Origin of the sequence: Haliscomenobacter sp. (assembly GCF_041740695.1) — a bacterium.
Lineage (GTDB): Bacteria > Bacteroidota > Bacteroidia > Chitinophagales > Saprospiraceae > Haliscomenobacter.
On the sequence record NZ_JBGSLK010000006.1, the window covers coordinates 63,984 to 88,378 of the forward strand.

Sequence of the window (24,395 nt, forward strand, 5' to 3'; positions counted from 1 at the left end):
ATATACAATGGACAATCTGCTGAATGTCTTTATCAAGTCCGCCTTTATCGAAAACATGGTACTATCCTACTTTCTGGGGATGTGTTCCTTCTTGGCGGTATCCAAATCTGTAAAAACGGCCATCGGCCTGGGTGCAGCGGTTATTTTTGTGTTGGCGCTTACGGTACCCATCAACTGGGTGATCAGCGAATTTGTGCTGGGGCCAAACGGTATTTTTAAAACCGACCTGACCTTTTTGCGCTTTATCCTATTCATTGCCAGCATTGCCGCTTCGGTGCAATTGGTGGAAATGGCCGTAGAGAAATATTCGCCGTCTCTGTACAATGCCTTGGGGATATTTCTACCCCTGATCACGGTAAACTGTGCCATCCTCGGAGGAGCACTGTTCATGGTGGCACGCGAGTACAATTTTAGCGAAGCGGTGGTGTACGGTATTGGTTCTGGCTTTGGATGGGCTTTGGCGATTGTAGCCATGGCGGCCATTCGGGAAAAAATCCGTTACTCCAACGTGCCTGCACCACTGCGGGGCCTGGGGATTGCGTTCATCCTGACTGGTTTAATGGGGATGGCTTTTATGGCACTGATGGGGATTAACCCGGCAACGTATATGCAATAAGCTTTCAGCTGTCAGGAATCAGCTTTCAGCAATAAGCTGTCAGCAGTGAGCAATCCGCATGTAACCTTCAAATTTTTACAAAAATGATCTTACTTTTCGATATACTACCGATTGTTTACGGCGCCATTGCTTTTACTGCCGTGATTATGTTGCTGACTTTTGGGTTGATTTATGCTCAAATGAAGTTGGTGCCGCAGGGGAATGTCAAAATCATCATCAATGGTGATGACGAAAATCCGGTTTTGGTTTCACCGGGTTCCTCCTTGTTGTCTACTTTATCGAACCAAAACCTCTTTTTACCTTCGGCGTGTGGAGGTGGAGGCACTTGTGCCATGTGCAAATGTTGGGTAGACGATGGTGGGGGCGACGTATTGTCGACTGAACTCAACCACCTTTCGCGGCGGGAAGTAGCGGAACACAAACGGTTGGCTTGCCAAGTGAAAGTGCGGCAGGATATGAAAATCCGGGTACCAGAAGAGGTATTTGGCATCAAAAAATGGGAGTGTGAGGTGGTTTCCAATTACAATGTGGCCACTTTTATCAAGGAGTTTGTGGTGAAATTGCCCGAGGGGGAACACCTGGAGTTCGAATCGGGTGGTTACATCCAAATTGACGTGCCGGAGATAGAGTGTGACTTCAAAGACATGGACATCACCGCGCATCCACGTTTGACCGACCGCGCCCCGGATTGTTACCAGCCGGATTGGGACAAGTTCAAATTGTGGGACTTAAAAATGAAGAACCCCGAGGAGCAATTCCGGGCGTATTCCATGGCCAACCACCCTGCGGAAGGCAACATCATCATGCTCAACATCCGGATTGCCACACCACCCTGGGATAGGGCTGCCAACAATTGGATGAAAGTCAACCCGGGGGTTTGTTCTTCTTATACGTTTACCCGCAACCCAGGGGATAAAGTGATGGTGTCGGGCCCTTACGGTGAATTCCACATCAAACCGACCAAAAAGGAAATGGTGTACATTGGTGGTGGTGCGGGTATGGCACCACTGCGTTCGCACATTTTCCATATGTTCCACACCGAAAAAATGCGGGATCGGAAAGTGTCGTTCTGGTATGGTGGCCGTTCAGGTAAGGAATTGTTTTACCAGGATGATTTTGAAGCTATTGAGAAGGAGTTTGACAATTTCAAATTCAATATCGCCTTGTCGGAACCACTTCCTGATGAAAACTGGACGGGGTACAAGGGCTTCATTCACCAGGTATTGTTCGAAAACTACCTGAAGAATCACCCCGAACCTGAAGAGATTGAATACTACATCTGCGGCCCACCCATGATGCTTTCAGCAGTGGAAAAGATGCTGGGGGATTTAGGCGTTCCGGATGAGAACATTGCATATGATGATTTTGGAGGGTAGGAGCGACTAAAGCGACTTATTTTCACAAAGAACACAGAGGCAGCACAAAGGGCACAAAGTTAGACGTTGACGGCGTTTTGTTGGGTGTTCTTGGTGCTGCCTTTTTTATTTGGGCTAGATTACCACTTTCTGCCTATGAAATGTTACAAGGAATTAACACTAATATGCCCTCTTTTTAATGTCGCGAATCAGGTAAACGGTGAAAAAAAGATAGCAAAACTATGATATGAAGTACTTAAGTTGCATATTTGTGTCGTATTTTTAAAGCCGACTAAAATCAAAGTCCAACCTACACTGCCATCAGACTGCCCCAAGTCAAGAAAAACGGCAAAAATCTGTATGCTTGTATTTTCCCAAAACCTAGAATGGTCTGTCGCAGCACAGACTGTACCTGCGACTGTTATTTTATCAACCAAATAAATCATTTATGAAGCTTTTGCATTTTACACTCACAGGAATGCTGTTGCTCGTAGGGCTTTGCCTGGGGGCACAGACCACAGTTCGAGGGGTCATTACCTCGATTAAAGGTGGTGAGCCGCTTATTGGGGCCACCGTTGTAATCAAAGGCACTGCAGTAGGTACGACTACTGATGTTGATGGAAAGTTTGAGTTGCAAGCTGACCCATCCAAAGATGTCCTTTTACTGAGCTACACGGGCTTCACTTCTCAGGAGATTGCATTGAATGGTCGCACAACGGTTGACCTTCAGATGGAAGAATCCATTGCGCTCTTGGGCGAAGTCATCGTAACTGCTTTTGGAGAATCTACCCGTGAAAAATTTACGGGTTCAGCGGCTACAGTAACTGCTGAACAAATCGCCAGACGGCCCATTACCAACGTTGGTCAGGCTATTGCAGGAGCAGGATCCGGGGTGCAAGCCACCATCGGGAGTGGCGCTCCAGGTTCAACGCCTGCGATTCGTATCCGTGGTTTTGGTTCAGTATCAGCATCCAATGCTCCATTGTATGTAGTAGATGGGATTCCTTACGATGCGGCTATTTCCAACCTCAATCCGGACGATATTGAAAACATCACGATCCTGAAGGATGCTGCTTCTACTTCATTGTACGGGTCCAGAGCTGCCAACGGTGTGGTGATGATCACCACCAAAAAAGGCACCAAGGGTCAGGGTCAGATCAGCCTGAAGTACACTCGGGGTACTTCTCAGCGTGGTTTGCCAGAATACGACCGTTTGAACGCGGCTCAATATTATCCCTACATGTGGGAATCTTACCGCAACAGTTTGATGTCGCGTACCGCAAGTCCACTTTCGTTGGAAGCAGCCAGTACCAATGCCTCTGCCAACATCGTAGGACTCTTGGGTTACAATGCCTACAATGTACCAGCTGCTGATTTGGTGAGCACTGCCGGAGTCTTGAACCCCAATGCACAATTGGTCTTCAGAGAAGAAGACCTCAACTGGGAAACTCCCCTTACGCGCGCAGGGCAACGTGACGAGGTCAACCTTAACTTCAGTGGCGGCGATGACCGCAGTAACTTTTATGCTTCTTTTGCCTATTTGAACGACAAGGGCTTCTTGATTCGTTCCGATTTTGAGCGTTACAGTGCACGTTTACAATTCAATACCCGTTTGAAGTCCTGGTTTTCGACTGGGGTGAATATTTCCTACACCAACTCTACTGCTAATCAGGATGACGCGGGTGGGAACACTTCATTTGTAAACCCCTTCTTTTTTTCCAGAGGGATGGGGCCAATCTATCCAGTTTATGCGTATGATCCCAATAATCCAGGAGAGTATCTGCTCGATGGCAATGGTCAGCGGCAGTACGACTTTGGTAACTTGAATGCGCTGGGTTTGCCTAACCGCCCTCAGTACGGTGGCCGCCATGCGGTTGCGGAAACCGAACTGAACCAAAACTTCTTCCGTCGGAACCTCTTCAGTGGCCGTACTTACGGTGAAGTTTCTTTCTTGAAAGATTTCAAGTTTAGAGTCAATGTAGGTGCGGATTACGTCAACGTCAACGACAATACCTTTGGTAACCCAATCATTGGAGACGGTGCACCTGCGGGTCGGGCTACGGTAGAATTTACCAACCAATTGACCCTGAACCTGAACCAGCAACTGACCTACAAGAAGAAGTTTGGAGAACACAATATTGATGTATTGTTGGGTCACGAGAATTACGATTACCGTACCAACTTCTTGACGGGTTCACGCTCACAATTGATCCTGGATGGTAACATTGAATTGGTCAACTTTACGACCACGACTAACCTGAACTCGGGGGCTGATTTCAACCGCCAGGAAGGCTACTTCTCTCGGGTTAACTACGACTACAAGAACAAGTACTTCGTTACCCTTTCGGCTCGCCGTGATGCGAGCAGTCGTTTTCAACAAGAAGTGCGTTGGGGTACCTTCTTTGGGGTCAGTGGCGCCTGGCAGTTGCACCAGGAGGAATTCCTGAAAGGCTCTTCATTGATCAACAATCTGAAGCTGCGTGGTTCTTATGGCCAAACGGGTAACAATGCCGGGATTGGTTTCTACGCTTGGCAGCCATTGTACAACCTGGGCTGGAACAACGCTGGCGAGGCTGGTATTTTACAGGGTAGCTTGGGGAACCGCGGCCTGTCATGGGAGTCAAACAACCAGTTTGACCTGGCTTTGGAATTCGGCATCCTGAAAAACCGCATTGCGGGTACTTTTGAATACTTCAACCGCCAGTCGGATGATTTGTTGTTTGCCGTTCCACTACCAGTTTCAACGGGTACTGCATCACAAACCCGCAACATCGGGGCCATGTACAACCGGGGCTTGGAATTGGAACTGAACCTCACGCCGGTACAAACCCGCGACTTTACCTGGGAAATCAACTTTAATGCTACCCGTTATCAGAACAAAATTACCCGGATGCCGGAGAGCAATAAGGAGATCATTTCTGGAACCAAAAAACTCCAGGTCGGCAGTTCTTTGTTTGACTTCTGGTTGAGAGAGTGGGTAGGGGTTAATCCTGAAAACGGCAACGCAGAATACCGCGCCAATGCTTTCGTTGCTTCTAACTCACGGATCACCGAAGATGGTGATACCTTGACAACGACTTTGAACAACGCACGTTTCCGTTACAATGGCTCCGCTATTCCTGACTTTAGTGGGGGTCTTACGAACACCTTTGAATTCAAAGGTTTCACTTTGTCCGTATTGTTCATTTATCAGGTCGGTGGTTTGATTTACGATGGTGCCTACCAAGGCTTGATGAACTCTTCTGGGTATGGTGCTTCCAAGCATGTGGATGTGCTGAATCGTTGGCAAAAACCTGGGGACATTACCGATGTTCCTCGGGCAGACTTGGGCCGTTCGGTTGATCATGATGGAACTTCCGATCGCTGGTTGACTGATGCAACTTCCTTGAACTTGCGGAACGTTTCCCTGACTTACAGCTTGCCTGCAAGCCTGACTAAAAAAGTGAAAATCCAGGGTGCACAAATTTTTGTGACTGGTGAAAACCTCGCTTTGTGGAACAAACGCAAAGGTATGGATGGCTTGGGTAGCTTTGAAGGCGTTACTGCCAACACTTATTCTTTCTACCGCAACTTTGTCGGTGGGATTAACTTAACCTTCTAAAAACAACAACCATGATGAAGTATAAATTTCTAATCTTATCTATTTTGACCTTGGGCCTGAGCTTGAGCTCATGTGAGAAAGATTATCTCAATACTACGCCAACTGGTAGTGTAGATGCCGGTTCGGCCTACGCTACAACCAAAAACGCCAAAGCTGCAATCAATGGCATTTATCGCTCGATGATGGTGCGTTATCGGGGCTCACAGGGCCATTCAGGCTTCCCAGCCTTGATGATCATCAACGATGTAATGGGGGAAGACCTGGTTTTTGCCAATGCCTCCAATGGCTGGCATTTTGGGGAGCAGCGTTGGTTGTCGCACCGGAGCGATGTGGGTACCATGGCTTTATTCCCTTACGAAATGTTTTACCGCTTCATTGCCAATGCTAACGTGGCCATTGCGAATATTGATAATGCAGTAGGTTTGCCTGCTGAGCGGGATCAATTAAAAGGAGAGGCTCTGGCTTTTCGTGGGTTTTCTTACTTCTATTTGGTACAATACTATGGCAAGCGTTATGATGCGAGTGCCAAACCGAACAGCGGACTAGGTGTACCATTGGTTTTGGAGCCAACTCAAGAAGGTTTGCCTCGTTCTACCGTGGAAGAAGTTTACGCCCAAATCAATACGGATTTAGAAGCTGCGGCTGCACTGCTTACTACCGCTCGTTCTGCAAAATCACACTTCAACAAAAATGTATTGAGAGGTATTCAGGCTCGGGTTGCATTGGCACAGCAAGATTGGGCCAAAGCTGCAACATTTGCGGCTGAAGCGCGTCAAGGGTTCACCTTGATGTCGATCGCTCAATACCAGGATGGTTTTGCCGATGTTTCGAACCCAGAATGGATGTGGGGATTTGACCACCTGGAAGATCAATCGGAGTTCTTTGGTGGCTACCACAGCTACATTTCTTGTAACTACAACGCTTCTGTGATTCGTCAAACGCCAAAGACGATCAATAAATTGATTTATGACTTGATTCCAGCGACGGATGTACGGGCCAAAATGTGGGTGAAAGCACCAACTGCTGCCAACGCAATTACCCCGCCAGGAGGAGTTAGAGCACCTTACATGGTACAAAAATTCCGCTTGCCCGGTACCCCAAGTACCAGTGTCATGGGTGATGTACCTTTCATGCGTGCGGGAGAGATGTACTTGATCGAAGCAGAGGCTAAAGCAAAATCAGGTGATGATGCGGGTGCTGCCAAAGCTTTGTTTGACATGGTGAGCAAGCGCGACCCTTCCTATGTACTGTCCACTAAAACCGGAGCAGAGTTGCTGGATGAGATTTATTTCAACCGCCGTATTGAGCTCTGGGGTGAAGGTCACCGTTGGCTGGATCTGAAGCGTTTGAACCTGCCGCTGGACCGCAATGGGATTGGCCACTTGCCCGCAGTTGCCCAACTTTTTGAGGTTCCTGCTGGTGATGTGCGTTGGGAGTATTTGCTTCCTCGTGCAGAATTGGATGCCAATAAGGCAGCGGTACAGAATCCGTTGTAAGAAGTTTAACTATTCTCCTGGTATTCCTGGATTGACTAATCATAGTTGATCCAGGAATACCATTACGAAAAAAGCCAGACTGAACATTCAGCCTGGCTTTTTTCGTTTATAACCCGAGGATCAATTGCATTTGATTCCAGTCAAAATCAACTCGACTTCCGCCGTTCAATCTCATCCCGAATCTGTGCCGCTTTCTCATAATTTTCTTCATCCAGCACCTCATCCAACATGCGCGTCAGAGCCTCGGTAGAGTAGGAGGCAAGTGGGTTGTCGGACATACCCGTGGAAGGTGCGGCAGCAAATAGCTCTTCATCTTCATCGCTACCTTCGGTATCTTCGAGGACTACCCCAGCAGCATCCAAAATGAACTCGTAGGTATAGATTGGACAGTTGAACCGAACGGCCATGGCCAGCGCATCGGAGGTGCGGGAGTCCACCTCGGTTACATCGCCATCGCGCTCACACACCAGGCGGGCGTAAAAGATGCCATCGAGCAGGTTGTTGATGATGATCTCCTTGAGGTTGATGTTGAAAGTCTCCAGGGCGTTTTTGAACAAGTCGTGGGTGAGCGGGCGGTTCGGGGTCATTCTTTCCATGGCTACAGCGATGGCTTGCGCCTCGAAACTGCCAATGACAATCGGTAAACGGCGAGCACCTTTCTTCTCTCCCAGCACTACCGCATAATTGTGGGACTGGGTAACGCTATGGGAAAGTGCAACTATATCCAACTCAATTTTTCTCATCGTTTGGGCTTAAACGGTATTCCTGTTCAACAATGTAGCTCGGCCTAAGGTTGATTTTAGGGCGAAAGCGGCGCAAAGGTAGGAAATAAATGGGAGAAATCCAAATGGGTTTTTGGAGTTCAAAAGTGTAAACAAATAAAAAAGGGATCCATCTGCAGCGGGAACAAAATCAATAAAAAACCGCTACAACTGGATCCCTTTGTGAATAATACAACACTAAAGTCACAGTGCCATATTGTGAACAAAATCAGACAAAATAAGGCGTACTATCATTGTGCATGTTTAATAAGCTTGGTAAAAAGTGCAGCCCGGAGGCTACACTTCGGATTTGTGGCTACAAGTAATTAAGTTGGAACTTACATGGAAGGATCGTCTTCCTTTTCTGTTTGTTCTTAGGACAAAGTAAGGGGAAAAAGGGCGCAATTTAGGTGTCGTTTTACAGAAAAAAAAGATATAGGAGATTTGGGGATTTTGGTTAAATTTTGAGCAGTAAATTTCTGATTTTTAATATTTTAAAATTCTAGAAACAATTACTATTTATACATTTTGATGCTGAATCGGGAGTATTATTGTATCAGCCAGATGCTCATTCTTAGTTAGTGAGCTGCCAATATCCGCCTTTGTCGGCACCTACCCTTTGGATTGTCCCGTTTTCTTTTAATTTGTTGAGCAAATACTCTACCCCTCTGCGTGTGAGTCCGGTTTCTCTCATCATCTCTTTGCTTGTAGTTTTAGCGTTGGATTTAATGAGGAGGAGGATTTTTTCTTCCGAAGTTTTCTCCACAGTTTTTAACGGACGTTGGAATGTCACAGTGAACATTCCTTCTGTACTGTATTGAGGCAATGGTAAATTTGTTGCTTTCATTGACTCGTTCATTCGGTTGATTCCTGATCCGATTTGTTCAACGAGATGCATTTTTGCAAAGAGTCCAAAAATGAGCGGGTTACGGGAATGGCTTCGCTTGCCAAAATCTGCGGGGCTAATTGCACTTACTAATCCATCAGGGTTGCTGATTTCGATGCGGTCGGTGAATAATTCAACAGTAGTGACGGCGCCTTTGTCGTAGTAGTCGCGATGAGATAAATAGTTGATGATGGCTTCTTTGAATACCGTTTCGGGTATTTCCCAGATTTCATTCCTGGGGCCAGAGCCTTGGCCTTCAATGTCATACCGAACGTCCAGTTTTTCTCTGAGCCATAAAATAGCTTTGAGGTACTGAGCATACAAGGGGCCACCAAAAGGCTTGTCATCAATAATGTAACGTTTATTCGTGCCAGAGAAAGCAACGCAACGGATGATGGCTTTTTCAAAATAGGTTTCTGGCGCTTTGCCAAAGAACAAAACTGCACCACTTTTTACAAATCCTTCACCCGTAAACAACTTCAGATTGTTGTACACCTGGAAATCGGGTACTGTGGCGCTCAAATGAGCCATTTCCTTAAAAATAGCTGCGTTGGTTTTGTCAATTTATTGGCAGCATCAAAATCTCTACAGGGACTTTCATCAAAATAAATTTTCCCAGACTGCTGGAAAAAGCCCCTCATTTCCTCTGCGGTAGTCAATTTTTGGCTATTCGGACCAAGATGAATGTATATGGCACCCGAAAAAATGTAAGGCTTTTCGGTACCCGAAGGCACCTCAATTACACCGATATTTTTTCCTTCCACTTCAACCATAGATAAGGTACAATACAACGCAGGGCTAATGTCGCTAATGCTGTTTTGAATGGCGGAACGTTTGGCATTGTCGATGTTGATGCCCTTGATTTGGTTATGGTCATCTACACCTAATAGTACTACACCTCCAGCCGCGTTGGCAAACGCGCATACTTCCTCAGTGAGTTCCCTTACTTTTGAAGGAACTGCAACCTTGAACTCGGCATTATAACCCTCGCTGCTGGTAACGATTAATTGGATGTCTTCTGCTGAAAGCATGGGTCGCTTGATGGTTGTGGAAGCTTTTGAAGGCTTGGTTTATTGGTCTTGCAAGATAAAAATAATTAATTGTTTGTGGAAAATAATTTTTGTTTGTTTTTTAAATAATCGAACTTATCCTCAAATTGTTCAAACACTGTCCGAACAATTTGAAGATAAGTTTGATAAAACTGCTGGTAGAGGAACTTTGGTCAAGTTGGAGTTCAGAGGCGTATACAAACAAAAAAGGGATCCATTTGCAGCGGGAACAAAATCAATAAAAAACCGCTACATCTGGATCCCTTTGTGAATAATACAACACTAAGGTTACAGTGCTATATTGTGAACAAAATCAGATAAAATAAGGCGTACTATCATTGTGCATGGTTAATAAGCTTGTGAAAAAGTGCAGCCCGGAGGCTACACTTCGGATTTGTGGCTACAAGTAATTAAGTAGGAACTTACATGGAAGGATCGTCTTCCTTTTCTGTTTGTTCTTAGGACAAAGTAAGGAGAAAAAGGGCAGGGTTTAGGTGTCATTTTGCAGAGTGAAATGATGGGAGAGATTTTGTGGTTTTGCTTGAATTTAGAACAGTAAATTATTGATTTTTATATAGTTAACAAAAATAAATGGCTAAATTTGGAACTACAAATTAAACCGATACCCTAATAAACATTCTAACCCAAATGAATTATTACTGGCCAGTTGCTGGAGGTTATAGCCACCCAATATTCCGATCCGAAGTTTTCCATCTTGTAGAATTCCATCTTTGAGAATTACCCCGGCCTGTAGCGAGACTTGCCCCCCCGAAGCATAGGATACCCCCGTCCAAAAGGTATCTTCTAATTCATAGTTGAGATTGATGGAGTATCCGAGCAGATTTGGTTCTGAAAAATGCAGCCAGATCGAAGGCTCGAGGTAGGAAAAATCATACGGGATACGGAACCCAACGAAGGTATTGGCTGCAAAAACACGATTGAGATGACCAATGGTGTTGGCTGAACTGCTGGGAATTTTACTGCGAATCAATTGATTGGCGGCTAACCCAAAGAAAAACCAGGTTTCATCGTAATCAAAACGATAATGTGAAGTATAAACCATACCAAAACCAGCATTGAAGCGACCTACATTGTTGAAATCAACAATTGCTTGAGGGTCATCGGCATCCGCCACAACTGCACGATTGGCTGCAAATTGATATTGCTGGAAGCTGGTAGACAAACCAAAAGTGATTTGATCATCTGATCGCAAGCCCAATTCCATTTTATAAGCATAAGTCAATGCAAGACTGTTGGTGGTGAATTGACCTACCTCATCGTGTTGTAAAAAACCGCCCAGGCTTAACTTGCGATGAATGGCTGGCACATGGATAAATGCTTGAGCAGTGGCAGGGGCACCAGAAAAACCAAGCCATTGCTGGCGATAAAATGCACCGAACTCCATGAAGTCTTCAGCTGAAGTAAGCCCGGGATTGTAGATAAAGTCGGTGGATCCCATCGGTGAACGATAAGGAAGCTGTTGCGCTCCCAGTGTAGTACTTAAAAATAGAGCACAGCATATATAAACTGCATTTAGATTTTGCATTTCAATTGCGGATTATGGTGAGTGAATTTTTGAGAACAACTTCATCAAGTTCCAAAACATAGTAATATACACCAGGAGGAAGTGGCCTGCCATTGTAGCTTCCATCCCAGTCATTTTGATAATTATCTTGTTTAAAAACAATCCCGCCCCAACGATTGAATACCGTTATTTTAGTGGTGTTGAACAACTCCAGGTCATTGAATTTTAGAACATCATTTTTCCCATCGCCATTAGGGGTGAATAAGTTGATCGGTTTGACCAATTCAGTGATATTGGAATAAACGCCAACAAAAACAGTATCCCTAAGTATACATTTGTTGTCATCCTGAATGCTTACAACAAAGTAGGTGCTATCCTTGGGTGCTACTTCAGGATTGGAGATTGTTTCGTTGCTTAATTCAAATTCAGGTGTAGTCCATTGATACATCTTACCTCCGCTTGCTTGTAGTTTAAGTTTCCGGCCAACCAGTATGACGGTATCTTTTCCAGCGGAGCCATTTACTTTGCGTACCTCGATTTGGGCATAGGCTGTATCGGTACCACAACGGTTTTCACTTATATAGCCATAAGTAGTATTAATATTGGGTTTGACCCGAATTTTATCCGCTGTCAATGGTTTACTCGTATTGCTAGGGTCTAACCAACGCAGCGGACTGCCACCTTTTCCAACAAGTGTCGTAGAATCGCCCTGGCAAATAAAACTGACAGTTCTGTCAATTGTCGCTACGGGTAAATTGAGTGCAATAACCCTAGTAGAGCCTTGTCCAATACACCCGTTTCGATCAGTAACAGTAACTTGATACAAACCGGCGGTGGCCGCAGTGATTAACCCTGTAGTGGAGCCGGTATTCCATTTGAAAATTTGCCCCCAGGAGCGCACATCTAAGGCCAGGTTTTCATTGGGACAAATGGTATCCGTGGGTACCAAGCTCACTACTGGGTTGGCCCATAAAATCAAACGGGTACTATCTGTCGTTTGGCAACCAAATTCATTGCTCACTTTAACCCGGTATACTTTGGCGTCTTCAACCGTAATACTACCCACTTGGGCGCCAGTATTCCATTCATACATTTTTCCAGAACTCCTAACATCGAGGGTAGTTGTGGTGCCGGAACAAATGCGCAAGCTATCCGGTAGTGAAGGATTGGGGTTGTTGTAAAAAATTGTGCGCAGGCTATCCAACGTTTCACAGCCAAATTTATCGAGGTAATTAACGGTATAAAGGCCAGCTGTACTCAGTTGAATCATTGGGTCTGTGCTTCCATTGCTCCATGAGATGACCTTACCCAGTGAACTTGCATCAACACCAATGGTTTTGCCAAGACAGGCCGTAAGTGGGTTGGGCCATTGACGGGCAATGGTTGGTCTATTCTCAAGTAATACGCTATCAACAGCTGAGCAACCCTGTTCATTACTGACCATTACACTGACGCGCCCTGCTTGGGCTACTTCAATTGTTCCAGTGCTGGCACCACTGCTCCAGCTAAATTTGGTCCCCAGTTTTGACACATCCAAGGTAACTGCCTTATTCGGGCAAAGGATCATTTTATCGGGAAGGTCTATTTTGGGGTTTGGAGCTATCGTGATGGTCGTAGAATCCAGAACGGAACAACCCTCTGGATTGGCAATAGATACACTATACATTCCCGATTTGCGTGGAACAATTGAGGCGCTGGTTTCGCCAGTGCTCCATAGATACTTTAGAGGACCAGTACCCGCCACAATTTTTTTCGTATCTACTTCACAATCATTGATGACTCTGGGTAAAGTACGTTGAGGAGCTGCCTTGAAGGTTATGGTTACACTATCGATAGATTGACAATTGGCGATGTTGCTTACCGTCACGGAATACAAACCAGATTTTGCGGATTCTATAGACGGTAATTTTTCATCGGTACTCCAGCGGTAACGGTAACCTACGGAGTCGACAACGCTTAGTTTGGCAATTTTTCCATTACAAAGAGATTGATCCGGCCCCAGGTTAACGACTGGTGCGGGTAAAAAGGCCACGCTAGAGCTGTCTTTTATCACGCAACCTTCAGCGTTCGTGAGTGTAACAATATAAAGTCCACTCTTTTTGGGTGAAATAATTGCAGTTGTATCGCCAGAACTCCAGTTGAATTTTATAGCCGTGGTGACGGGATTCAAAGTAATCGACTCTGATGCGCAACGGTTAACCTCAGAAGGGAGATTACTAATCGGGAGTGCTGCAGTGGCGACTTCAGTACTTGTTGTGCTTCTACACCCTGCTGAATTACTGGCGTTGACTTGATAGATTCCTGCTTTCCGTACTGTGATACTGGCAGCCGTATCTCCGGTGCTCCAGCGGAAAAATTCTGCACTACCACCAGGTTTTAGTACCAGTGAGTCACCAAAGCACAAATTGGTTCTTAGCGGAAGTGAGACCATAGGTGGGTCCACAAAAGTGACTTTGATGCTATCTATACTGCTGCAATTGGTGGCATCGGTTAATTTAAGTTTATACCAGCCGGGATTTTTCACTGCAAGGAAATAGGTGCTGTCTCCGGTGTTCCATTGATAAGTAGTTGCAAGGTTTTGAGGAGCACTAAGTTGAAGGCTATCACCTTTGCAGATATCCCGATTGGCACCCAATTCTAAAGCCGGACGGGCATTTACAACCAAGTCCACTCCTTTTTCATTGGTGCAACCAAAAGCGGTGCTTACGACAACACTGTAACGACCTGCTTTACTTACTGCGATAAAATTGGCTTTGGAACCGGTACTCCAGCTAAAGCTTGCACTTTTTACATTGGTGCTCACTTCAATCCGGGCAGTTTCCCCCTGGCAAATTTGTGGAGAAGAGGAGCTGAGGTTTACTTCTGGAATAATTTTTAGGTCTTTTATTTCAATGCTTTGTGTTTTTATACACCCTTTTAAAGAAACCGTTAACGTGTAAACTCCACCCGTTTCAGTGCTTAGTTTTGATCGACTGCTGATCACCCCCAAACTGTCGGTTGACCATTGAAATTTTGCACCAATGACATCAATTTGTGGATTAAGTTCAATTTGAGGTTCATTGCAGGTGATGGTGTCCAGGGCTGGTAGTGTAAAATTGAAGTTTGGAGAGATGGCGTTTAACTGCTCGAGCCGATCGATCGCCAGGTTTTGGAAACCAGGATTTTGACTGTTTTCTATTCCTTCAAATTTAGTCGTGATCAAATCGTCTTCAATGGTACACCCATTTGGTAAGATGATGCGAAATTTGAGAGGTTCATTGGACAAAAAACCTTCATCTCCCTCGGCTGTTTTGCCATAGACTTGCAGGATCACCGATTTTTCCTGCCAGGTAATTTGGCCAGCGCACCTTAAGGTATCCGCAGATTCAAAAACGACAGAAATGATGCTGCCCTTAGGAAGGGCTTGCCCGTCCAGCTTGGGTACTCCCACTGGTATAAGGATAATGTGAGCATTCGGATTGGGTAAAACGCAGTCTTGTTGGGCGTAGCCCATAATATACAACCCTAACGCCAGCAAGGTTAGGTATAGTTTCCTCCATTTGAACATGTCAAAAGGTATTTGAGATGAAAAGAAGTGTGGAGCAAATGCTTTATTCACATTTGCTCCACGATAAAACTCAAATTACTGGATGATGAGTCGATGGGTTTGACTGTAATCAGCAAAGGTTACCTTGACCAAGTAGACACCTGGATTGATGTCTGCCAGTTGTAGCTCTTCTTTGTGACGCCCCTTATCGAGTTTCAATTTAAGCTCTGGGCGAATTAAGCGCCCCTGGACGTCAGTTACAGCGATAATCACCTGACTGCTCTGGATCAGATCAAGATGCAACCAAGTGCTCTCTTGAGTTGGATTAGGTGCCAATAATACCTTTGACCGGAGCAGAGGAAGTGACACTCTACTCGTTTTTGCCCAAATCAAATCATTGGTACGATAAGTCAAAGAGGGCAATGAAACGTTGAGATCCTCCAACTTGAGCGTACTGCCATCAGGTGTTACAAAATGAACTTCAAATGCTTCATTTTCCCAGAGGCCATCCTTTTCACGAGTATAGGGATCATCACCCCAAATGATAACCTGCAAATTTTGACCAGTGAATGTTTGTTGTCCACGTAGCACGCCTTGTTTATCCCAAACTTTAACTACAGATTCGATCGGGAGCTGAGTTAATAATTCTTTATAAAACAGAATAGACGCGTTGTGTGCGGTAATGACTTGGGCTTCGTCACCGCGTAGTTCGGGTACAATTGGGTCTCTCAACGCAGTACAAGTTGCCCCACCACAATTCAGCAATAACTGACGTTTGGTTCCGTTGCGGATTTGTACCTGAAAGGCCTGCCCTGGTTGCATGCAAATCTCATCAGGAGAAGAAAAGCCTGGAATATAGGTATTGGTCAAACTTTTAACCGCTGTAATGCCTAAGGCAGGGTCGGAAAATATTTCACCAACAGGTCGGTTTACGTCACAGAAGTACGGCACAATCTGCCAACCTTCCCGGAGTGGAATGGACACCTGATTTGGGTCAATTCTGCTACCTGGAATGGAAAGGGTGACATCATTTTTGGCTTTGACAAAATAGCCCTGTAAGATGTCCCAATTGCCCAAATCGTTGGAAAATCCTGGAACGAATGAAGCTGATATAGACTTCACCAACTGAATTTGATCAATAATAGGCTGGAAAACCACCTCCATATCGGGAGCCTGCGGAGTAACCTTTGAACTAATCAGATTCCAGCCCTTCTTCAGGAGAATGTCATGGGTGGCATTGTTTCCGGAGCGAAGTTTACCAATTGCACTGAGTGCCTGGTTTTTGAATTTATCCGTTGCGTCAACAAACGCATTGCCAATGGCAGTGCCAATAGAGAGATAGTCAGCGTTTACGTCGTAAACTTGTTGATCTGCGGCACGCCAAACTTTGAGGACCAAAACTTCTCCATCCTTGAACCCTTCTTGTTCATTGGGCGTACTTGGGTCATCTCCATTTACGGTGATCAAGGTGTTTTTGTCTTCCCAGATTTTTTTGCCAGCAATAACCAGCGTACCGTTTGATGCTTTATAGAAAAAGCCAAAATAATCTCCAACTTGTAATGGATTTCCTCCGACCTCTGCATCAACATTGCGTAGCACCGCAACCGTATGACTCAGTAAAGAAGAAGTAGGTTCACCCCAAGGAGGAGTACCACCACCTGTGCCCCCAGAACCGCCTGCTTCTTGATTGATCTGAATGCTAACCCGGTTTCCACTACATGAAAGTGAAACTGTTCCAGATCTTGCTTGGGTTGAATTATTAGGATCAACTTGAATTCTTAACAAATTTGTACCTAATAAGGTGGTTACTCTAAGCCACGAAACGCTTGGTGTTGCCACATTCCAAGTTGAATTGGCCGTAACTGTTACCGTTTGTTCGCCTCCTGTTTTGGAGAAATTTAGCGTGCTAGGACTTACGGATAGCTGGCAGCTCTGTTGGCCACATGGAATTCGGACACAACAGTATCTCCAGGTCTGGCTGATTGGATCGTAGTAGCGCACCGAAATGATGCGATCAACGCAAGGTGTAGGCGCAGGCACACTGATTACTCTTACATTTTGGTTGAGTACGGCACCATTGTTGTTGTCGTCTAGCCAAACAATCTGGTTGGCATTGCCATCATCCAGTGATAGTTCATAATTGGAGCCAGTAACATTGTACACCAAAGATTGGCAGTTAAACGGATCACAAATTACGATGCGTTGGCAGCAGAAATACCAGGTGCCATTCTTATAGTAACGAACACTAATGGTGCGGGTAATGCAGTTGCCATTGCTTGGTGGTCGTACAAACGTTGAGATCAAACCTTCACCGATGTCTTCATTGGTCTCGTCAATGGTCCAGGTTTGATTGGAGGTGCCTGGCTCATCGAGCGTGAATTGGTATCCTTGCTCTGAATATTTGTAAATAATTGGATTACAATTAAAAGGATTGCACAACCAAATTTTTCTGCAACAAGTATAGACCTGCCCATTCAAAGTGTATTGAACAACAAAGGTTCGGACTTGACAGTCGGCCAATGGCCGCAACCCCCCAATGGTCACCCCTGTTCCCAATTGCTGCCCGGTTTCAAGTACAGACCAACTGATATTTGAAGCCCCAGCTTGACTCAATGTAAACTGAAAACCAGTATTTTCAAAGTACCGGTAGGCAATGAGGTTACAATTGTCGTTGGTGCAACTCGGTGGGGGTGTTCCACATTTGATCAATACACAACAATATCGCCAGGTACGACTGATCGGATCATAGTAACGTACTGAAATGAGTCGGTCACGGCAAGGTGTCGGAAGTGGAACAACGGTCGTCGGAGTACCTGTAACCAAAACCTGGCTGTTGTTGTCGTCATCCAGCCAGGAGATTTGCTCCGCGTTGGTATCATCCAGGGTAAGCTCATATCCATTGGATTGGGTGACGTAACGAATGACATTACAGGACAATGGATCACAGAGTCGAATCCGCAAACAACAAAAATACCAGATTCCATTTTTGAAATAACGGACACTGATCGTATAATTCACACAATTACTAGGCGGCCGTACATATTGGGTATTTAAACCAGTTCCAATGTCTTGTCCCGTTTCATCTATGGTCCAGCTTTGACTAGTGGTGCCTGGCTCCGTCAAAGTAAATTGGAACCCTTGATTAGGGACGTAACGATAAACGATGGGGGTGCAATCCAGAGGGTTACACAACCAAATACTCCGGCAACAAATGTACCAGCGGCCATTCCAAAAATAACGTACAGATATTGTTCTACGAATACATGTTCCCGGAACAGGCAACAAGGATGATGCATTGCCAGTTCCAAGATTTTGACCAGTATCATCCACAATCCAGCTGATGTTGCTCGCACCTGGTTTGTTTAAGTCAAATTGATATCCACTGGATTCGACGTTTGATACGAAGCGATAGTCAAAGTCGTAGCAATCAAAAGGATTACACAACCAGATGGTCCGGCAGCAAATGTACCATCGGCCATTCCAATAGTATTTGACGGTGATGGTGCGGAAAACGCAAGTACCAGGTCGTGGCAGTAAATTTGAGGTTGAGCCGCTGCCCAAGCCTTGGCCTGTATCATCTACAATCCAGCTGATGTTGCTGGCTCCGGTACGATTGAGCCGAAACTGGAACCCATCAGAAGTTTGACTGTACAAATAATCGAAATCAAAACATTCAAAAGGGTTGCTGACATAGACGTTGTAACAGCAGTATTCTAAACAACCGCTGGCATTGATGTATGGAAAACAAACTTCATAGTTGCCAACAGAAGGAAAAGTATACTCGAAATTATTGCCAGTCGCGTAGCTGATTTCTTGGTTGTTGACCAACCATCTTCGACCTGGAGCTATACTTTGGGTACTGCTAAAGGCAAATTTCAAACTTCCTCCCGTACCAGTATAACGGTAGGAAATTGAACCACAATTGTAGTTTTTTTGAGCTTGTTCACAACAATTAACAGAAAGCTGAAAAGCACCTGCGGAGCTGACAAATTGGCCATCTACTACAATGTAATAAGTACCTGGATCAAGGGTTATTGTAATGGCCTCCTGGTTAGTGGTGCGATTGTCCGAAGAACTTTCGGCAACACATTGACTTGTAGCGCCAAATTGAATATTGTTACATTCTCTCAATAAAAAAAGGTCCAGATCCAACCCTAAAGTTTGGATGGCCATATTGATGGTAACTGGAGTACGTTGGCTCAACGTAAACTTATAGGCTTTTTCTGGCCCAACAAAAGTCGATGCAGTAAGACAATTGTAGGAACTAAGAATGTTTGTTTCAGCAACAGTAGATCCACTCAAGGTAGTTCCACAATTTATCGGAGTTGCTTTTTCACAAATACTCCCGTTTTGCCCACAACTTACGGAGATCTGGAAGGCCCCCATCGAAGTGGTAAATTGCCCATCAACGATGATGTAATAGGTTCCAGGATCGAGGATTCGAGTGATGTTTTCCCGATTGGAAATGCGATTGTCCGATGAACTTTCGGCAATACAGATGTCACCTGAAACTTTGAAAACGTCATTCTCTCCTGAAAAATAGTTACAAACATCACCTAAAAGGAACAAATCAAGATCTAAACCTGCATTTTGGATGGCTAGGTCAATACTTACCGAAGTCCGCTGGGTTAAGACCAATTTGTATACCTTTTCAGGACCCAATAGGGTAAATCCTCCTAAACAGTCGTATTCCCGGAGCAAATTACTCTCGTTGACTGTAGTGCCGTTTAAGGTGTTGCCACAACTGATGGGCATTGCCTTAGAACAAATACTTCCACCTTCATTGCCTCCACAAACCAGTGATAGCTGGAATGCACCTTGGGAGTAAGAAAATTGCCCGTCAATAACAATGTAATAGGTGCCAGGGCCTAAGGTTTTAGTAATATTCTCGCGGTTGGAACTGCGATTGTCCGAAGAACTCTCAGCAATGCAGATGTCACCGGAAACTTTAAAAACATCATTCTCTCCTGAAAAATAGTTACAAACATCTCCCATTAAAAATAAATCCAAATCAAGACCGGAGGTTTGAATGGCCAAAGCGATTGAAACTGTTGTGGTTTGAGTTAAAGTGAATTTATACACTTTCTCTGGGCCAACTAAAGTAAACCCACCCAAACAGTCATAATTTTGCAGTTGATTGGTTCCGCCTACAGTTGTGCTATTGACCGTATTGCCACAACTGATGGGAACGGCTTTGGAACAAATACTCCCGCCACCTTCTCCACCGCCTCCGGTATTGCCACAATTTAAAGACAATTGGAAGGAACCCCTGGAGGTAGAAAATTGACCATCAATGACGATATAATAAGTACCTGGGTTTAAGGTTTTTGAAATAACCTCTTTATTGGACAATCGGTTATCACTTGAACTTTCAGCAATACATGAATTGTTACCACACCCGGAAAGCAAAAAAAGATCAAGGTCAAGACCTTGAGCCAGTATACTCATGTCCAAAGTTACCGTAGTCGTTTGGCTGAGTGTAAAGGAATAAACCTTTTCTGGGCCAACTAAAGTAGACGCTGTTAAACAATTGTAGCTGCTTATGATATTGGTTTCGGAATTGGTACTGCCAGAAGTAGTACTCCCACAATTGATAGGAGTGGCTTTTTCACAAATATTACTCGGAGAACCCCCTCCTCCTTCGCCACCCCCGCCAGTGTTTACATTGCTGCAGCTCAACGACAATTGAAAGGAGCCTCTGGAAGTGCTATATTGACCGTCTACCACAATGTAATAAGTTCCTTCTTCCAGATAAGTGCTGATGTTTTCCAGATTGGAACTGCGATTGTCTGCACTACTTTCAGCAACACAATTACGGACTTCCCCGCTGCAGCCATCAAATATAAATACATCCAAATCAAGCCCTAATGCCTGGATAGCCATTCTGACATTAACCGTCGTTGCTTGGCTAAGGGTAAAAGAATATACTTTGTCTGGACCGACTAAACTAGAAGGTAAACAATTGTAACTGGATATCGAATTTGTTTCCGAAGAAGTACTGCTATTTATGGTGTTCCCACAACTAATCGGGATAGCCTTTGTACACAAACCTTCAAATATAATCCCTTCCTCATCTACGACAACATATTGTGGGGATTCCAAATTTATTCCATTTGTCCGGATTTCATATTCCCCAGGATCATTTACCCTTAGCTTTGTTGAGGTTTCAAAGGGTACTAAAGCTTGTGTACAAATGGTATTCGTTGTACGACTAACCGCTACATCAAGATCAATGTACCTTCCACTTACACTTACTTTTGTAATGGTGGCACCAGTGTAACAACCGTTGGGAAAGTAACCCTTTAAGGTTATGCTGAAATCCCGAACAACCAAAGGTGTGCCAGGATCAACAATAACCTCGGTGACTGTCTGTGCCCCGGTCAAATTAATGATGGACATGAATGACCATACCAAGAGGAAAAGTCTAAGCATAATGTTTGTTTTTAGCATTGTTATTTTGTGGGTCAACTTATTTCTGCAAATCGCTTTACTTGCAGCTTTTCTTTGATCCTTCGTTTGTGGGTGTTTACTGTATTTGTTGAGATGAATAAGCGCTCGGAGATTTGTTTGCTACTCAATCCTCTTCGAATCAACTGCACGATTTCTTGCTCACGAAGGCTCAGCTGTTTTAGTTTATCCTGGATGTTTTTTTTGGATAAATTATTCAGATTGAGTTGAATAAGCCGCAGCGTGGCGATCATTTGTGCTTCGGTAATTGGATCAATGAGTATGGCTTCAGGTTGAGTTATCCAGGCCTTATCCAGGGCATCCAGATTGAGATCACTTGAATAATACAACAAGCGGAACGAAATGTGATCCTGCAAATCCTGGATCCATTTACTGTATTTCAAATCTATTGGTAATGGTGCTACCAATAAATCGGGCTGTCGCTCCTGCCAAGTTTCGGTGTCTTGGAGTTGCTCAATCGGAGCTTCCCAAAACATCTTACTATGGCTCTTTAGCAAAACTTTCCAATTGGAATGAAATTCCACCGAGGCATTAAGCATTAATATTCGCATAAGAATGAGGTGCGATCGTTGGAAACGACTGCAATAATTATTTTGTTAGTAAATTTTAAGTATTGACAATTAGTTTGTTAATCTTTGGTGTGTTAGACTTTGGTTTTAAAAATTCTACCTTACTCAAGATCGAGATGTAAGATTAATGGGAAATTACAGGAATATTATTTTTGGGATATACAATAATTAGAGTCAATACATAATGGTAAAACTACAATGTTCAATTTACACCGTTTGTCACTATTTTTGGTGAATTTGAATGAATTAAAATTAAAATAATTTTTGAGGGTTTATAGAGACGAGGCTTAGCTCGCCTCCATAAATTTCCATGGGACCAATCAATGACTAATGATCATTGATTTAGACTCAATAACCCCTTCTCCTTGTATCCGATAATAATAGAGCCCAGGAACCATGGTTGATGGCGTGAGAAAATCCCAACGGTTAAGCCCCTTTGAGAACTCTCCTTGATCATGATGGACTTTGCGCCCTTGAGTGTCGAATATCTGGAGATCAATTTTCATTGATTCAGGTAAGTCGAACACAATTGCAGTCTGTTGATTAAAAGGATTAGGGGTGTTGTGTAAATTGACTCGTGTGGTACCGACTTGATTTTTACTTTTATAGCCTGTTAGCTCATTCAAGCTTGGTTTATCTCCTGGAGTAGCACTAAGTTCCTCAAAAGCAACGCCCTCGACATAGTTGCCACAATTCACACTGAGATTGAAGGCACCCTCTTCAGTACTATTATACCCGTCGATGACGATATAGTAGGTGCCTGGAGATACCTGTACCCGAATCCGTTCATTGTAATTGTACCCATTGGTACTAGAGGCTACACAGCGTGGGGTAGGCTGACAAGCGGTCAAAAGAAACATATCCAAATCACGACTATGGCCATAAAGTTGCAAGTCGAGTATCGAAGTGGAATTTACTTGGACTTTATATACCAGTTCACGGGCATTAAAGCTGCTTCTTGAGGCGTAACAATTTTGATAACTATTGATAGTAAATTGTGCCGTGCCATTCATGGTATTGCCACTTACTGTGCGACCACAGGTGATTGGGATGGCTTGAGGGCAGGTTTCGGTTTGGGCAGTTTCACATTCCAGATGCAGTAAGAAACTACTTTCCTCCCCGGCACGATACCCATCTACTACTACATAATAGGTCCCAGCAGAAAGATTTGCGCTGATGATTTCAGCATTGGTACTGCCATTGATGCTGTAAGCTATACAACTGGCCGGATTACATGAACTCAACAAGAACATATCAATATCCTCAGAAAGTCGACTCAACCGTAGATTGACCTTGGTGCTGCGTGGGAGTGTAAATTTGTAGAGCTTGTCATTGCCATTGAAACTGTAGTCATCATAACAACTACGGTAATCTGTGGAGGTAAAATTGTTGCTTTCCCCTACTGTGCTCCCCGACACGGGTACATCACATTGCAAAGCAGTAGCCCTTTCACATGGTTGAAGACTGGGGCCTCCAGTGCTTTGTTCGCTTACACAGGCATCAATTAGTGCATAATTGTAGGTGTCGCTTCCCCAAAAATTGATGGCACCGAGGCCCTTTGTTATATTGGACGATCCGGCACTATAACGCCAGGAGTGGATGCTTACTCCATTGATCGACATGGTGACCAAATCTCGATTTAAGTCAACGATGAATTTCATCGGAACCCTTGAAAATGTGCCATAACCTTGACCGACAATGGGCTGGAAAGAGAAATTTTTTATGGTGTTTTGATTGACTCGAATGGAACCTGTGTTGTTTTCGGTCAAAAAGACTTCAAATGCCCAATTTCCGGGGGCATTGTATGAATATTGAAAATTGAACGCTACGTTCCGGTCATTGGTTTCAATGTCAACTTCGTAAACTCCTGTTGTTTTACCCCCCAGGTTGTAGAGTACATCTACTCCCGTGCCTATATTGGCAAAAATCCCGGTCTCAATTCCCCAATATACTGGAGCATCATTGACACTACTATTCCATAACCGCCAACGATCATTGGTACTGTAACGGCTATTACACCAGGCAACGAGTCCATTGCCACCTTGGTCAGGGAAGTCATTAGCAAAATCGTTATACAGTCCGTTCGGGCCTCCTAAACATATGGGGGGGCGTCCTGGCCCTTGTGGATTGGCACCTTCGACTGTAAAAACAAAAGGTTCTAAGACCCATGCCCAGTCATTGTGTACAGCCTGAAGATATACCTCACCATTTATGCGGACTTTATATGATCCTGGTCTATTTATGGTTATGGTCTTTGAAGCGGACACCACAACAGTAGCTTGAGTGCATGGGCCTGTTGAAATCTCCCTGGAGATACGTAGATCAAGGTATCCATCTGTTGAAACGCTTATACTGGTAATTGAAATAGCTTTCAGGCAACCATTTGGGTGCCAGACGCTTGCTTTAACCGTAAATGGAATTCCTGCTTTGGGTGTAGCTGGGTCGATGGATACGCTTGTGTCGTCAGTTTGCCCGATTGCCCAAATTGGGAGTAAGAGAAGAATGAATATACGCAATAATGTGTTCATGACACTTAGGTTTAA

General features: G+C 44.5%; 13 protein-coding genes. 5 read left to right on the plus strand and 8 right to left on the minus strand.

Features of this window, described 5'->3' with window-relative positions; translation table 11 throughout:
- Nucleotides 1-7 precede the first annotated feature (7 nt).
- The 4 genes from nqrE (at nucleotide 8) to ACEW9O_RS01095 (ending at nucleotide 7,068) form a co-directional block, all read left to right on the plus strand.
- Nucleotides 8-616, plus strand: coding sequence for an NADH:ubiquinone reductase (Na(+)-transporting) subunit E (gene nqrE / locus ACEW9O_RS01080; RefSeq protein WP_373548265.1), 609 nt, complete (start codon nucleotides 8-10; stop codon nucleotides 614-616).
- 83 nt (nucleotides 617-699) lie between these two features.
- Nucleotides 700-1,992, plus strand: a complete 1,293-nt coding sequence (nqrF, locus tag ACEW9O_RS01085; protein ID WP_373548266.1) for an NADH:ubiquinone reductase (Na(+)-transporting) subunit F — start codon at nucleotides 700-702, stop codon at nucleotides 1,990-1,992.
- Nucleotides 1,993-2,419: 427 nt separating this feature from the next.
- The gene (locus ACEW9O_RS01090; protein WP_373548267.1) at nucleotides 2,420-5,572 is read left to right on the plus strand and encodes a SusC/RagA family TonB-linked outer membrane protein; all 3,153 of its coding nucleotides are present in this window, start codon (nucleotides 2,420-2,422) and stop codon (nucleotides 5,570-5,572) included.
- An 11-nt stretch (nucleotides 5,573-5,583) separates the two neighbouring features.
- The gene (locus tag ACEW9O_RS01095) at nucleotides 5,584-7,068 is read left to right on the plus strand and encodes a RagB/SusD family nutrient uptake outer membrane protein (RefSeq protein ID WP_373548268.1); all 1,485 of its coding nucleotides are present in this window, start codon (nucleotides 5,584-5,586) and stop codon (nucleotides 7,066-7,068) included.
- Nucleotides 7,069-7,214: 146 nt separating this feature from the next.
- Here ACEW9O_RS01095 and ACEW9O_RS01100 read toward each other — a convergent pair whose 3' ends face one another.
- The 3 genes from ACEW9O_RS01100 to ACEW9O_RS01110 all read right to left on the minus strand — a co-directional run bounded on the left by ACEW9O_RS01100 (nucleotide 7,215) and on the right by ACEW9O_RS01110 (nucleotide 9,746).
- Nucleotides 7,215-7,811 (minus strand): bifunctional nuclease family protein, encoded by a 597-nt coding sequence (locus ACEW9O_RS01100; protein WP_320032597.1) that lies wholly within the window; start codon nucleotides 7,809-7,811, stop codon nucleotides 7,215-7,217.
- A 592-nt stretch (nucleotides 7,812-8,403) separates the two neighbouring features.
- The gene (locus ACEW9O_RS01105) at nucleotides 8,404-9,192 is read right to left on the minus strand and encodes an ATP-binding protein (RefSeq protein WP_373548269.1); all 789 of its coding nucleotides are present in this window, start codon (nucleotides 9,190-9,192) and stop codon (nucleotides 8,404-8,406) included.
- Between the two features lie 41 nt (nucleotides 9,193-9,233).
- Nucleotides 9,234-9,746 (minus strand): helix-turn-helix domain-containing protein, encoded by a 513-nt coding sequence (locus ACEW9O_RS01110; RefSeq protein WP_373548270.1) that lies wholly within the window; start codon nucleotides 9,744-9,746, stop codon nucleotides 9,234-9,236.
- Between ACEW9O_RS01110 and ACEW9O_RS01115 the strand changes: the two genes are divergently transcribed.
- Nucleotides 9,745-10,035: a hypothetical protein gene (locus ACEW9O_RS01115; protein WP_373548271.1), complete on the plus strand. Its 291-nt coding sequence runs from the start codon at nucleotides 9,745-9,747 to the stop codon at nucleotides 10,033-10,035. The genes ACEW9O_RS01110 and ACEW9O_RS01115 overlap by 2 nt on opposite strands.
- Nucleotides 10,036-10,371: 336 nt before the next feature.
- Here the strand turns inward: ACEW9O_RS01115 and ACEW9O_RS01120 are convergent, their stop codons facing one another.
- The 5 genes from ACEW9O_RS01120 to ACEW9O_RS01140 form a co-directional block, all read right to left on the minus strand.
- Nucleotides 10,372-11,310, minus strand: coding sequence for a PorP/SprF family type IX secretion system membrane protein (locus ACEW9O_RS01120; RefSeq protein ID WP_373548272.1), 939 nt, complete (start codon nucleotides 11,308-11,310; stop codon nucleotides 10,372-10,374).
- Between the two features lies 1 nt (nucleotide 11,311).
- Complete coding sequence (locus ACEW9O_RS01125) at nucleotides 11,312-14,836, minus strand: gliding motility-associated C-terminal domain-containing protein (protein ID WP_373548273.1); 3,525 nt, start codon at nucleotides 14,834-14,836, stop codon at nucleotides 11,312-11,314.
- Between the two features lie 75 nt (nucleotides 14,837-14,911).
- Nucleotides 14,912-21,247, minus strand: coding sequence for a pre-peptidase C-terminal domain-containing protein (locus ACEW9O_RS01130; RefSeq protein ID WP_373548274.1), 6,336 nt, complete (start codon nucleotides 21,245-21,247; stop codon nucleotides 14,912-14,914).
- 32 nt (nucleotides 21,248-21,279) lie between these two features.
- Nucleotides 21,280-21,759 carry a response regulator transcription factor gene (locus ACEW9O_RS01135; protein WP_373548275.1) on the minus strand — a complete coding sequence of 160 codons (480 nt, stop codon included), beginning with the start codon at nucleotides 21,757-21,759 and terminating at the stop codon, nucleotides 21,280-21,282.
- Nucleotides 21,760-22,172: 413 nt separating this feature from the next.
- Nucleotides 22,173-24,380 (minus strand): pre-peptidase C-terminal domain-containing protein, encoded by a 2,208-nt coding sequence (locus ACEW9O_RS01140; RefSeq protein WP_373548276.1) that lies wholly within the window; start codon nucleotides 24,378-24,380, stop codon nucleotides 22,173-22,175.
- Nucleotides 24,381-24,395: the final 15 nt, after the last annotated feature.